Here is a 13,249-nt window from a genome sequence, read left to right as displayed (position 1 = left end):
TTCCTTCCATGAACACGCGAACGTCCGCCGCCGAGATACTCGATGCAGTTCTCGACGGCGGATCGTACGCGTCGTGGGATCGCACCCCACTCGACGTGTCCCCCGGCCCCGAGTACGCCGCCGACCTGGCACATGCTCGGGAGAAGAGCGGCATCGACGAATCGGTACTGACCGGACAAGGCCTGATCGACGGCAGACCGGTCGCGATCATCGCCTGCGAGTTCGCTTTTCTGGCGGGATCGATCGGCGTCGCGGCCGCCGAACGAATCGTCACCGCCATCGAAAGAGCCACTGCCGAAGAACTTCCGCTCATCGCGTCACCCACATCGGGCGGGACCAGGATGCAGGAGGGAACGCTCGCGTTCGTCCAGATGGTGAAGATCGCCGGCGCCGTGACCCTCCACAAGGAGGCCGGATTGCCGTACCTGGTCTACCTCCGCAATCCGACGACCGGCGGGGTGTTCGCATCATGGGGATCGCTCGCCCATGTCACGTTCGCCGAACCGGGCGCGCTGATCGGCTTCCTCGGCCCCCGCGTCTACCAGGCGCTGTACGACAAACCCTTTCCCGACGGTGTGCAGACTGCGGAAAACCTCTATCACCACGGCGTCATCGACGGCGTCGTCCCGGTCGGAAACCTTCGTCACCTCATGGTGCGTGCCCTACGGGTCGTCAGCGGCGACACCGAGACTCCGAGAGATCTCGACCCGGCACCCGCCGTCGCCGATATACCCGACCGCTCCGCATGGTATTCCGTGGAAGCATCCCGTCGCGCCGACCGCCCCGGTGTTCGTCAACTCCTCGAACATGCTGCCACCGAACAAGTTCCGCTGAGCGGTACCGGCCAGGGCGAATCGGACACCACTATCCTGCTGTCACTGTGCAGGTTTCGCGGCATCTCGTGCGTCGTGTTCGGAAACGACCGCAGCAGCCACAGCGTCACGGCGACGATGGGCCCAGGTGCGCTTCGCGAAGCACGCCGCGGAATGAAGCTGGCCGAAGAGCTCGGCATCCCGCTGGTGCTTGTCATCGACACGTTCGGTGCCGCCCTGAGCAAGGAAGCCGAGGAGGGCGGCCTCGCACCCGAGATCGCGCGCTGCATCAGCGATCTCGTCACCGTCGACACCCCCACTGTCTCGGTCCTTCTCGGCCAGGGAACAGGTGGTGGCGCGCTCGCACTGCTACCGGCAGACAGGACTCTGTGCGCCCAGAATGCCTGGCTCGCCCCGCTGCCGCCCGAGGGAGCGAGCGCCATCGTCCACCGCGATACCACCCACGCCCCGGAGATGGCCGAGGCTCAGGGCATTCGTTCGATAGACCTGTTGCGCGAGGGCATCGTCGACGCGATCGTTCCCGAGTATCCCGACGCGGCCGAGGAACCCGTCGAGTTCTCGATGCGGGTAGCCGGAGCCATTGCCCGCGAACTCGCGGGCGCCCAACGTGGTCACGGTGGCGATCGCGTCGCGAGGAGGATGGACCGCTACCGACATCTAGGTCTTCGGGATCACCGCTAGTACGTCGCCGGCACGCACGTCCGACGGCAACTCGATCTTCGTGTCGCCGAGGGCGAAGAACTCCCGCGGCGCGACGGAGTGCCTGCTGGCGATCTCGGCGTCCACCGGTCGCGCGCAGTCACCGTCGATACGCACGACACCCGCGATCACCGATCGCACCCGCGTGACGAGGACACCGTCGAGCACGCTCGGGGTGCCGTAGCAGTCGGCATGATCCTCCACGGCCACGCCGTCGAGCATGATGCGGCCCAGGTGATAGCAGGTCGACGGCGGCCACACGGCAGGATCGAATCGAGGTCGGCAGGCGGCCTTCAGAGAAGGCAGTAGTTCGAAGATGGTCACATCGAGAAGTCTCGTCGGTGCCGAACCGACGCCGCCACACTCTTGACGACATCCTTACGCCGATAGCCGCGACAGGAACGCCGCGGTGACACAGACGCAACGCGCACGCAACTCTTCGCTCCTACTGTCCGGGGAATGATCGGCACCAGCACTGGCTTGAACATCTCCGGCCTCGGTAAGACCTTCAGCCTCGGCCGAAAGTCGGTCGAAGCCCTCACCGACGTCACCCTGGAGACGCCCGAGGGGTCGTTTCTCTCACTGCTCGGCCCGTCTGGCTGCGGGAAGTCGACGGTTCTGCGGATCCTGGCCGGACTCGACACCCCGACCACAGGGACCGCACTCGTCAACGGCCAGTCCCCCGCCGAACTGCGCACCCGACACGAACTGGGCATCGCATTCCAGGACTCGGCGCTGCTTCCGTGGCGCAGCGTTGTTTCGAACATCACGCTGCCGTTGCAGGTCGCCGGGCTCCCGTCTGATCCAGAACTCATCGCCGATCTCGTGAAACTCGTCGGACTCGAAGGGTTCGAGAAGGCCAAGCCTGCGCAATTGTCGGGCGGTATGCGTCAACGTGTGTCGATCGCGCGGTCACTCGTCGTCAAGCCGAGCGTCCTTCTCCTCGACGAACCTTTCGGCGCACTCGACGACATGACCCGCCAGCGACTCAACCTCGAACTCCTGAGGATCTGGACCGAAAAACCGGCTACGACGCTGATGGTCACCCACGGCATCGCCGAGGCGGTGTTCCTGTCCGACGTCGTGGCCGTCATGACGCCCCGTCCGGGCCGTGTCCTCGAGGTCGTGCCCATCGACCTACCGCGTCCGAGAACCCCGGAGATGATGCGCACCCCGGAGTTCCACACGCTGCACGACTATCTGTCCGGCCTGCTGTTCGGAAGGGCGGGCGTCGCATGACGCTCGCAGATATCGAAAAGGTCACCCAGGCCCAGACCGAAACATCCACTCGCCGATCCTCTCTCGGCCGCCCGAAATGGCTCGGGGGCGCGATCGGCATCCTTGGACTCGTACTCGTGTGGTGGCTACTCGCCGCACTCGCTGTCGCCGGCGGCACGATCCCGAGCCCGTGGACCGTGCTGGCGACGATGTTCGACGACGGTTGGGCGCTCTACGGCCCGAACTTCTCGATCACCGCCGCCGGCGCCCTGCAGGGTTTCGTCTGGGGGAACCTACTGGCGATCGCGCTTGCGGTATTGGTCGTTCTGGTTCCACCCGTCGAATCGCTGGCCACTCAGCTCGCGATCCTCAGCTACTGCACGCCGCTGCTGGCATTGGGCCCGATCATCCTCGTCGTGTTCGGCGGACGCACACCCACGATCTTCCTGGCCGCGATGTACTGCTTCTTCACGACGATGGTCGGCACCCTGACCGGCCTGCGCTCAGCCGAGGTCGCCAGCCTCGATCTCGTGGCCGCATACGGCGGCGGGCGGTGGCAGAAGTTCCGGCGGGTGCAGTCGATCGCCGCGTTGCCGTCCATGTTCGCCGCGCTGAAGATCGCTGCACCGTCCGCCGTCCTCGGCGCGATCCTCGGTGAGTACCTCGGCGGCGTCGACAGCGGAATCGGCGTCGCACTCACCGCAGCACAGACGTCGTACAACGTCCCCCGAACGTGGGGCATGGCCTTGGCCGCAGCACTTCTCGCCGGGCTCGGGTATGCCATCGTCGCGATCATCGCCCGGTTCGTCACGCCGTGGACCTCAGGCAAGACAGCATGACACTCGCCCGCGGAGTGTTCCGCTTCGTTGCCCCGATCGGCATCGCCTTCGCTCTGTTGTTGGTCATCTGGGTCGTCTTCCTCGAAGCGTTCCCTCAGGTGGGGCCTCGCGTCGGCCAAACTCCCGCTGCAGTGTGGACGTACCTGTTCGGCGACGAGAAGTCCGCCGCACATCGTGAAACCATCTTCTCCAACCTCGAAATAACCTTGCGCGACGCCGGAGTCGGCTTCCTCGTCGGCATGGGCGCCGCGTTGATCGTCGCGTCCGTCTTCGTCGTCTCCAGAGCCGTCGAGCAGACGTTCATGCCGGTTGCAATGCTGCTTCGGTCAGTGCCTCTCGTGGCGCTGACTCCGATCATCGTCTTGATCTTCGGGCGCGGGATCGTCGGCGTGACGGTCATGGTCGCCATCGTCGTGTTCTTTCCTGCCCTCGTCATGATCATGGTCGGCCTGCGTGAAGCGCCCACGGGTGCACAGGATCTGATTGCGGCGTACGGCGGAAACCGGTGGATGGCCCTGCGCATGGTTGCAGTTCCGTCGGCGCTGCCATCGGTGTTCGCCGCAGCACGCATCTCCGTTCCCGGTGCGCTGATCGGCGCCCTCATCGGCGAATGGCTGGGCAGTGGGCAGGGTCTCGGGTCGTCGATGATCAAGGCAATCCCCCGGTACCAGTACAACGAACTCTGGGCGTCGATCGTCGTCATCACCGTCGTGTCGATCGTGCTCTACGCGATCGTCGGGTTGCTGGAGAACTTTGCGCTGCAGCGGATGAAATGAGTTCTTAACAGTAGGGCGCTTGCGAGCAATTCGATTGAAACGGAGGACACTTACAGTTCCGATTCATGAACCTTTCCTCACAGTTCGACCGACGGTCGCTGCTTCGCTACGGCGGTATGGCTTCTCTGGCCATCGGCGGCGCAACCGTCCTCGCAGCATGCAGCAGCGATTCGTCGTCGTCGAGCGGTGGATCCACCGACGACGGTTCGCAGTACGGAACCGTCGCGATGCAGCTGTCGTGGATCAAGAACATCGAGTTCGCCGGTGAGTACTTCGCGACGGAGAAGGGCTACTACGCAGACGCCGGGTTCGGCAGCGTAGAACTCATCGCCGGTGGCGCGGCCGGCACCGGCGTCGAAGCAGGCTTGGACACCGGAAAGGTATGGATCGGTACGTCTGCGCCGCAGCTGACGGCGCCCGCAGTACTCGGCGGGCTGGAGGCCAAAATCGTCGCGGCGACGTTCCAGAAGAATCCGTTCTGCATCGTCTCTTCCGCTGCGTCACCGATCAATTCACCGCAGGACATGGTCGGCAAGCGCATCGGGGTACAAGATTCGAACCAGCTGGTGTTCGCAGCACTGTTGGCGGCCAACGGGCTCGAAGAAAGCCAGATGACGATCGTCCCGGCGCAGTTCGACCCGAGCCCACTGGCCAACGGCGAGGTCGACGGCTGGGTGAGCTATGTGACGAACGAGCCGATCACACTCGCTGCCAAAGGTTTCGAGAACGCGAACTTCCTGTTCGCGGACTACAACCTTCCTCTCGTCGCGGAGACACTGACTGTCCTGCAGTCGACGATCGACAACGAACGCGACAAGCTCAAGGCATTCCTAAAGGCCGAGATCCAGGGCTGGCGCGACGCCGTTGCCGACCCGCGCGAGTCCGCGCGCCTGGCAGTCGAGGTGTTCGGCAAGGACCAGAACCTCGAACTCGAAGAGCAGGTACTCGAAGCGACGGCGCAGAACGACCTGGTCGTATCCGCCGACACCGAGGCGAACGGCTTGTTCACCATGACGCAGGCGCTCATCGACGAGAACATCGCCGCCCTCGCGACAGCTGGTATCGAAATCACCGCCGACGAGCTGTTCGACATGTCCGTGCTCGCGGAGGTCTACGAGGAGAATCCGGACCTCAAGTAGTGCAGGTTTGCACACTATCGTCGCCGATCGGTGATTTCCCGTCGATTCGTGACGATAGTGTGCAGTCAGATCCGGGGAAGCGTCCGCGATGACGAATCGATCGACTTCCGACGCCGACGCACGACGGTGATGATCTCCTCGACCACCCGATCGAGATCCGCATGAACCGTCGCCGCCGAGTACCGCAGCACAAGCCATCCTTCGAGGACGAGCTGGTTCTGGCGTCGGCGATCGCTATCGAACGTCGCCGGATCACTATGGAACATGCGGCCGTCGATCTCCACGATGACGCGCGCACGAAAGTCGACCAGGTCGCCGTAGAACTGGCCGACTCGCGCGTTGAGTTCCATGTAGAAGTTGCGTGCGGTCAGCGCCCTGGCCACGATCCGCTCGGGTTCGGACCGAGTCCCCGGGCAGCAGCGTCGCAGTTGTTCCCGGAGTGCTTTCATTCCGTTCATGCCCTTGGCCGTACCGACGATGAGCGCCACCCGTCGCCAGGGGATGTGATTGTCGATGACGCTGTCGAAGAATCTCTCCAATTCGGCCGTCGGCAAGGTCGCAGCCACGTCGACGAAAGCCTGCTCGATGGTGACGACACGGAGTCCGCGGAAGGTCGCAATCGTGGGCAGTGTGCGTCGGTAGAGCCGAATCCACTGCGGACAACGAGCCGAACTCGACGGATCGATGGTTGCCTCCACCCGATCCGGCTCGTGCTCCACGAGTCCCCATAGCCACGCCGCCGTGAGGTGACTGATCACCGCATCCGACTTCCAAAGCGTGACAGCCGTGCACAGGTCGACGAAATCGGGCTTGTCGGTCGCATAGACCTGAGGAAGCACCCTGGTCAGCGTTCCGGACTTCACCCGACGAGCGATCGCACCGCGGCTCATTCCCGACTCCACCAGCTGTGCGGCTGTTCGTACCCCCATGCGAACACCGTTGCCGATGGAGACCTCGGGCGGTAGGGGGCAATGCGGAATTGTGGATAACTCGAGTTATCCACAAGCTGAAGCGGACCTGGTTGCACACTATCGTCGCAGATCGGCCATTTCCCGTCGATTCACGACGATAGTGTGCAATCAGATCCGGCCGAAACTGCCCGCCCGCGCACTAGGCTTCCCCCATGAGCGGCGAGTATCGAAATGCATTCGACAGCAGCATCTCCGATCGGGAAGGTTTCTGGCTGGAGGCCGCCGGTGGTATCGACTGGACGACGCCTCCGACCTCGGCGTTCACAGGCGGACGCTGGTTCGCGGATGGCGAGCTCAACACGTGCGTCAACGCGCTCGATCGGCACGTCGACGCCGGGCACGGCGACCGGACCGCCCTGATCTACGACTCCGCGATGCTCGGCACCGTGCGCTCGTTCACGTACTCCGACCTTCTCGACGAGGTAGCGCTGTTCGCCGGTGTCCTCGTGAAGAACGGTGTGAACGTCGGCGATCGCGTCGTCCTATATCTGCCGATGATCCCCGAGGCCGTCGTCGCGATGCTGGCGTGTGTGCGCATCGGTGCGGTGCATTCGGTGGTGTTCGGCGGGTTCGCGGCCAAAGAACTCGCTGCGCGGATCGACGACGCCGAGCCGACATTGCTGGTCACCGCCAGCGGCGGCTTCGAACCGGGCAAGGTGATCGAGTATCTGCCGATCGTCGAGAAGGCCCTGGCCCTCACGAGAGCACCGAAACCGACCGTGATCGTCAGAGCACGCGAAGGCATCACGAACGAGCACAGCTGGCTCGACTGGGACGAGCAACTCGTCGATGCTGTTGCAGCCGAGCCAGTTTCGGTGCGAGCAACGGATCCGCTGTACATTCTCTACACCTCCGGCACCACCGGCAAGCCCAAGGGAGTGGTGCGCGACAACGGCGGCCATGCCGTCGCACTGATGTGGTCGATGCACAACATCTACGACGTCGGCGAAGGCCAGGTGATGTGGACGGCATCGGATGTCGGCTGGGTCGTCGGGCACTCCTACATCGTCTACGGCCCGCTACTCGCAGGTGCCACGACCGTTCTCTACGAGGGCAAACCCGTCGGCACTCCCGACGCCGGAGCGTTCTGGCGGGTGATCCAGGACCACGGGGTCCGTGCGTTGTTCACTGCACCGACCGCGCTCCGGGCGATCCGAAAGGTCGACCCGCACGCGAGCGAACTCGAGAAGTACGACCTCTCCTCTCTCGCTACCGTCTTCGTAGCAGGTGAACGACTCGACCCGGACACCTACGAGTGGGTCAGCCGCACCTTGGACCGTCCGGTCGTCGACCACTGGTGGCAGACCGAGACCGGCTGGGCTATCTGTGCCAATCTTCGTGGTCTGGAACCACTTCCGATCAAATCGGGATCGCCGACAGTGGCAGTGCCGGGCTTCCAGGTCGGGATTCTCGACGCGAGGGGCGCCGAAGTCGATGCGGGGACCGAGGGCAATATCGTTGTGAAGCTGCCACTTCCGCCCGGCACACTCGTCGGGTTGTGGAACGACGAGGACCGCTTCCGGCGCTCATATCTCGACACGTTCCCCGGTTACTACCTGACCGGCGACTCCGGTTACATCGACGCCGACGGATACGTCTACGTCCTCGGCCGCAGCGACGATGTCATCAACGTTGCCGGACACCGACTTTCGACGGGATCGATGGAGGCCGTCGTGGCGAGCCATCCGGCCGTGGCCGAATGCGCGGTGATCGGAATCCACGACGACCTCAAAGGGCAGCGCCCGAGCGGATACGTGGTTCTCAAGGCCGGGGAGACTATCTCCGAGGACCAACTGCGCACCGAGCTCGTCGCGATGGTGCGTGATCAGATCGGCGCTCTCGCGACCTTCAGGGACGTCACGATCGTCGGGGCGCTGCCCAAAACGCGGTCCGGCAAGATCCTGCGGAAGACGATGCGGCAGATCGTCGCCGGCGAGGAATACGGAGTGCCGTCGACGATCGAGGACCCGGCGGTGCTCGATGCCCTGGAGAAACTGCTACGCAGGTGACCTTCCGGGCTCAGTGGCACGGTTGAGTACGTCAGGGTGCACTTATCCGTGCCACTGGGCCAGCGGCCCACACGGCAGAAACCCGAGCAACAATGTCCGAAATCCGCGCGACCAGCACAGAGGCGTAGCGCTAGCGTGAGCGACATGACTGCGCTCGACACCACGAAGAAGACCGACTGGCTCGCACTGGGAGCCGTGACCATCACAGTGCTGGCATGGGCGTCGGCGTTCGTCGCGATCCGGGGCGTCGGGACGTCGTTCGGCGCGGGCCCCCTTGCACTCGGTCGTTTGCTCATCGGAACCGTCGCACTCGGTGCGATTCTCCTGCTCAGGGGCACGTGGGTCAGGCCGGGACGGACGCAGTGGATTCAGATCATCAGCGTCGGCGTGTTCTGGTTCGCGATCTACAACGTGGCGCTGAACGCCGCAGAACAGCGAGTCGACGCTGGTACGACCTCGATGCTCATTCAGATCGGACCGATCCTCGTCGCCCTGTTCGCCGGCCTTCTGCTGGGCGAAGGATTTCCGCGATGGCTCGTGATCGGGGCGGCTATCGCGTTCTCCGGCGCCGTCCTGGTCGGCGTCGTCACCGCGGTCACGACAACGGACACCACCAAGACCGACGGGGATTTCCTCGGCATCGCGCTGTGTCTCGTGTCTGCCGCAACGTACGCGATCGGCGTGCTCAGCCAAAAGCCGGTCCTCAGAAGCGTTCCTGGATTGCAGGTCACGTGGATGGCCTGCGCGATCGGCGCACTGTGCACGTTGCCGTTCGCACCCGCGCTGATCGAGGACCTCGGTACGGCGTCGGCCGGGGCGACCGGCGGATTGATCTACCTCGGCCTCGTTCCGACGGCCCTCGCGTTCAGCACCTGGGCGTATGCGCTGACACGAATGGACGCCGGGAGGCTGGGCATCACGACCTACGCCGTTCCGCCGCTGACGATCCTGATGGCCTGGATTCTGCTCGGCGAAGTCCCGCACTTTCTCGCCGTCGTCGGTGGCATGATCTGCCTCGTCGGCGTCGGTCTGTCGCGTCGGCGCTAGAGGGATTTGAACCGCGCGATGGCAACTTCGCGTTCGTGTTTGTGGTCGACGATCGGTTCGGGGTAGTCCTTGGGTCGCCCGAATTTGAGTGTGTGTACGGCTCTTCCTTCCTCACCGCGCAGCTCCGGCACCCACCGTCGCACGTAATCGCCTGTCGGATCGAACTTCTCACCCTGCGTTATCGGATTGAACACCCGGAAGTACGGTGATGCGTCGGTACCCGTTCCTGCCGTCCACTGCCACCCATGCTGGTTGCTCGCCAGATCACCGTCGACAAGGCGATCCATGAAGTACCGGGCTCCCCACCACCACGGCACGTGGAGATCCTTGACGAGGAACGACGCCACGATCATGCGGACCCGATTGTGCATCCAGTTCTCGGATTTCAGCTGGCGCATCCCGGCATCGACGATGGGAAAGCCCGTTCGCCCGTCTTTCCACGCATCGAACATCTCCTGGGCGTGCTTGCCCGTGTCGAGTTCGATCGCGTCGAACTTCTTGTCGTAGTTCTCGCGGGCACTGTCCGGCCGCTGAAAAAGAATGTCCGCGTAGAAGTCTCGCCATGCGATCTGTCGCCGATACGACGCGGAACCTTCACTGCGCAGCTTCCCCAGATCCGCCAGCATGGTACGAGGGTGAATGGTTCCGTACTTCAGATGTACCGACATACGCGACGTCGAATCCAGGTCCGGTCGGTTACGCTCGTCGTCGTAGCCCGACACTCGCTCGAGAAACTCCGCCCACGCGTCCGACGCCGCCTTCTCCCCTGCAGGCGCGTCCGACGCATCCTTCTCGGTCGGAATCTTCATGCGCTTCGGGATGCCCTTCACCTGGCTCGGATCGAGCCAGTCCACGGTGTCGGACGACGTATCTGCCGGGCCCCGCCACCCATGCTCCATCCACTGCCGGAAGTACGGGGTGAACACCCGGTACGGCTCACCGTCGCTCTTGGCAACCCTCCCCGGCGCAATCGCGTACGGCGACCCCGTCGGCACCAACCTCACGTGCTCACCCACGCGTTCGTCGCGAGTGCGCCCGTAGGGCCCGTAATCGGCGCTGACGTGGACCTCATCGGCATCGACGGCCTTGCACACCTTCGGCACCACCGACTCGGGGTCGCCCTTGACCACCAGCAACCGACCGTTCAACTGTTCGTCCAGTGCCTCGAGACTGCGAAACAGAAAGTCGCGACGCGGCCCGCCCGACGCCTTCAGCAGTACATCGTCGAGGACGAACAGTCCGAGTACCTGCCCGCCCGAGTCCGCTGCGGTCGTCAGCGTCGGGAGATCGTTCGTTCGAAGGTCGCGTCGAAACCACACCACAGTCATGGAACAAGTCATACCCGCCCAATCTCGGCACAATCCACTCACGCCGAGTTCTCACAGTTCTCCCATACTTGCCTCACCGGGCGCCCAATATTGTCTTCTACCTTGGGAAACATGAGAAACACAGCAACCCCGATTTTCCCGGGAGCTGCGTCGTTGGTGAACAGCACCTGCAGCTTCGAATCGTTCTACGCCAAGCTCTACGCGAATGCACCGGCGGTCGCGTGGACCCTCGACGCCGATCGCGAACGCCGCGAAGCGCTCGAAGAATTCTTCGCCAAATCGCCCGAGGAACGCCAGATGACAGTGGACAGCTGGGCGGCTTGAGAACATAGAGGCGTGCCCGAATCTGCCACAGTCCTCGTCGTCGACGACGACGCGGACGTGCTCGCCTCACTGCAACGCGGACTTCGCCTGTCCGGATTCACCGTCATCACCGCGGTGGACGGTGGACAGGCACTCACCGTCGTCGCGCAGCGCACTCCGGACGTCGTCGTCCTCGACATCAACATGCCCGTGCTCGACGGCGCCAGCGTCGTGAAAGCCCTGCGAGCAATGGGGAACGATGTCCCGATCTGCGTGCTCAGCGCGCGGAGTTCGGTCGACGATCGGATCTCCGGTCTCGAGTCCGGTGCCGATGACTACCTGACCAAACCGTTCGTGCTGGCCGAGCTCGTGGCGCGTATCCGCGCGATGCTGCGCCGGAGGTCGACGGCTCCCGCGGTGCCCGACAGCGGATCGGCCGTCGCCATCGGTGCCCTCCGCGTGGACATCCCCGGGTACCGCGCCCACGTGAACGATCGCGAACTCGATCTCACCAAACGCGAGTTCGAACTACTTGCCGTCCTTGCCCGTAACTCGGGCGTCGTCCTCACCCGTGAACGACTCCTCGAGTTGGTATGGGGCTACGACTTCGTCGCCGACACCAACGTCGTCGACGTGTTCGTCGGCTATCTACGACGGAAGATCGAGGTCGACGGCCAGCCACGCATCCTGCACACCGTCCGCGGCGTCGGTTTCGTTCTCCGGGCATCATCATGAAGGCATCATCGTGAGGTTCTCACTCCGTGCGCGAGTCGCCGCCGCGACAGCGTTGGGAGCAACCATCGTCGTTGCCACCGTCGGCATCGTCGCATCCGTCGCCATTTCGCGGAACAACGTCAGCAACCTGGACGAGCGCCTCACGACGGCATCCCAGGTCCTCAGCCCCAACTCGGCGAGCCTCGAGCTCTTCCTCGATCAACTCGGCAGTTCCGGCGCCTTCGCGGTGACGATTCGGACCGGCGACCTGGTGATCGCATCGACTCCGACGCAGCTTCCCGCGCTCGACGAAGGTTCCGCGACCGTCGACGTCGACGGCAATCTCTTTCGGGTGTACACCTCCGAGGCTGTGTCCGCGACGGACATCGTCATCTCGATCGGAGTCCCGGCGATCGAGGCCCAACGCGTCACCGACGACCAGCAACGCTGGGTCATCTTCGGCGGACTGGCAGCGGTGGCCGCGTCGACGGGACTTGGGTGGATCTTCGGCGGCCGCGCAGTGAAACCGCTGGTGACGCTGACGCAACAGGTCAGCGCCCAGCCTCCACGTTCACCTGCGACGAGGACCGGCGTCAAGGAGGCGGACGAACTTGCCGTCGCTATCGCCGACATGCTCGACCGTCTGGGGGAAGCGCAGGCCCGTACCAACGAGGCGCTCGGGACCGCTCGCGATTTCGCCGCGGTGTCGGCGCACGAACTGCGCACTCCGCTGACGGCGATGCGCACCGACATAGAGGTCCTCCGGACGCTCGATCTCGAGCCACCGCAACGATCCGAGATTCTCGAGGACCTGCAACGCACTCAAGGCAGGGTCGAAGCGACGCTGTCCGCGTTGGAGCGGCTTGCGTCCGGAGAACTGTCGAGCGAGAACGACCGCGTGCCGGTCGATGTCGTGGAAATCTGCGACATCGCAGCGCAGGACGCCATGCGCCAGAATCCTGAGCTCGACGTGCGCATCGACTCGGAGCCGTCGTTGGTGATGCAGGCGCTCCCTGCCGGTCTCCGGCTCGCGCTGGACAACGCGATCATCAACGCCGTCCGGCACGGCAATGCCAGTCAGGTTGCGATTGCCATCGCGCGGGACGATGCGTTGGTGCGGATCACCGTCGACGACGACGGAACGGGGATCCCGTCGGCCGAACGGGAATCGGTATTCGAGCGGTTCTACCGCGGTGCGTCGGCGACGAAGGGTGGGTCCGGTCTCGGGCTCGCGCTCGTCGAGCAGCAGGCCGAGTTGCACGGAGGCCGCGCCTACTTCACCGACAGTCCGCTGGGTGGGGCGCGCCTCGTACTCCAGCTCGCTGCACCGGTGAGCGAGTAATTGCCGAGGCGCAAACAAGGACTATTTACAC

At 64.2% G+C, this 13,249-nt stretch carries 13 protein-coding genes; 10 read left to right on the top strand and 3 right to left on the bottom strand.

Annotated elements, in window-relative coordinates; translation table 11 throughout:
• Positions 1 to 8: 8 nt before the first annotated feature.
• A complete protein-coding gene (locus WDS16_RS01085; protein WP_338889845.1) occupies positions 9 to 1,514 on the top strand; it encodes a carboxyl transferase domain-containing protein in 1,506 nt (501 codons plus the stop codon).
• Here WDS16_RS01085 and WDS16_RS01080 read toward each other — a convergent pair.
• On the bottom strand, positions 1,491 to 1,856 hold the full coding sequence (locus WDS16_RS01080) for a hypothetical protein (protein ID WP_338889843.1): 366 nt from the start codon (positions 1,854 to 1,856) through the stop codon (positions 1,491 to 1,493). The genes WDS16_RS01085 and WDS16_RS01080 overlap by 24 nt on opposite strands.
• Positions 1,857 to 1,991: 135 nt before the next feature.
• Here WDS16_RS01080 and WDS16_RS01075 point away from each other — a divergent pair, with 135 nt between their 5' ends.
• From WDS16_RS01075 to WDS16_RS01060, 4 genes are all read left to right on the top strand, one after another.
• On the top strand, positions 1,992 to 2,771 hold the full coding sequence (locus WDS16_RS01075; protein ID WP_338889842.1) for an ABC transporter ATP-binding protein: 780 nt from the start codon (positions 1,992 to 1,994) through the stop codon (positions 2,769 to 2,771).
• Complete coding sequence (locus WDS16_RS01070; RefSeq protein ID WP_338889841.1) at positions 2,768 to 3,589, top strand: ABC transporter permease subunit; 822 nt, start codon at positions 2,768 to 2,770, stop codon at positions 3,587 to 3,589. Before WDS16_RS01075 ends, WDS16_RS01070 begins: the two co-directional genes overlap by 4 nt.
• Positions 3,586 to 4,365 (top strand): ABC transporter permease, encoded by a 780-nt coding sequence (locus tag WDS16_RS01065; protein WP_338889840.1) that lies wholly within the window; start codon positions 3,586 to 3,588, stop codon positions 4,363 to 4,365. Before WDS16_RS01070 ends, WDS16_RS01065 begins: the two co-directional genes overlap by 4 nt.
• 65 nt (positions 4,366 to 4,430) lie before the next feature.
• Entirely contained in the window at positions 4,431 to 5,504 is a 1,074-nt protein-coding gene (locus tag WDS16_RS01060; RefSeq protein WP_338889839.1) for an ABC transporter substrate-binding protein, read from the top strand.
• Between the two features lie 65 nt (positions 5,505 to 5,569).
• On the opposite strand, the gene WDS16_RS01055 is transcribed toward WDS16_RS01060, so the two are convergent.
• Positions 5,570 to 6,433: a DUF559 domain-containing protein gene (locus tag WDS16_RS01055; RefSeq protein WP_338889838.1), complete on the bottom strand. Its 864-nt coding sequence runs from the start codon at positions 6,431 to 6,433 to the stop codon at positions 5,570 to 5,572.
• 194 nt (positions 6,434 to 6,627) lie between these two features.
• On the opposite strand from WDS16_RS01055, the gene WDS16_RS01050 reads away from it, so the two are divergent.
• Together WDS16_RS01050 and WDS16_RS01045 are read left to right on the top strand one after the other, a co-directional pair.
• Positions 6,628 to 8,484 carry a propionyl-CoA synthetase gene (locus tag WDS16_RS01050; protein WP_338889836.1) on the top strand — a complete coding sequence of 619 codons (1,857 nt, stop codon included), beginning with the start codon at positions 6,628 to 6,630 and terminating at the stop codon, positions 8,482 to 8,484.
• 144 nt (positions 8,485 to 8,628) lie between these two features.
• A complete protein-coding gene (locus tag WDS16_RS01045; RefSeq protein ID WP_338889835.1) occupies positions 8,629 to 9,531 on the top strand; it encodes a DMT family transporter in 903 nt (300 codons plus the stop codon).
• Here the strand turns inward: WDS16_RS01045 and WDS16_RS01040 are convergent.
• Positions 9,528 to 10,859: a deoxyribodipyrimidine photo-lyase gene (locus tag WDS16_RS01040; protein ID WP_338889834.1), complete on the bottom strand. Its 1,332-nt coding sequence runs from the start codon at positions 10,857 to 10,859 to the stop codon at positions 9,528 to 9,530. The two genes, WDS16_RS01045 and WDS16_RS01040, sit on opposite strands and share 4 nt — an antisense overlap.
• A gap of 111 nt (positions 10,860 to 10,970) precedes the next feature.
• On the opposite strand from WDS16_RS01040, the gene WDS16_RS01035 reads away from it, so the two are divergent.
• Genes WDS16_RS01035 through WDS16_RS01025 form a run of 3 tightly spaced genes read left to right on the top strand, consistent with a single transcriptional unit; the run spans position 10,971 to position 13,218 of the window.
• Positions 10,971 to 11,183, top strand: a complete 213-nt coding sequence (locus tag WDS16_RS01035) for a hypothetical protein (RefSeq protein ID WP_068377670.1) — start codon at positions 10,971 to 10,973, stop codon at positions 11,181 to 11,183.
• Positions 11,184 to 11,195: 12 nt separating this feature from the next.
• Complete coding sequence (locus tag WDS16_RS01030) at positions 11,196 to 11,897, top strand: response regulator transcription factor (protein ID WP_338889832.1); 702 nt, start codon at positions 11,196 to 11,198, stop codon at positions 11,895 to 11,897.
• Positions 11,898 to 11,907: 10 nt separating this feature from the next.
• Positions 11,908 to 13,218: a sensor histidine kinase gene (locus tag WDS16_RS01025; RefSeq protein WP_422395735.1), complete on the top strand. Its 1,311-nt coding sequence runs from the start codon at positions 11,908 to 11,910 to the stop codon at positions 13,216 to 13,218.
• The last annotated feature ends 31 nt before the right edge of the window (positions 13,219 to 13,249 follow it).

It is taken from the genome of Rhodococcus sovatensis, assembly GCF_037327425.1.
GTDB classification, from domain to species: domain Bacteria; phylum Actinomycetota; class Actinomycetes; order Mycobacteriales; family Mycobacteriaceae; genus Rhodococcoides; species Rhodococcoides sovatense.
This window is presented reverse-complemented; position numbering and strand designations above follow the sequence as displayed.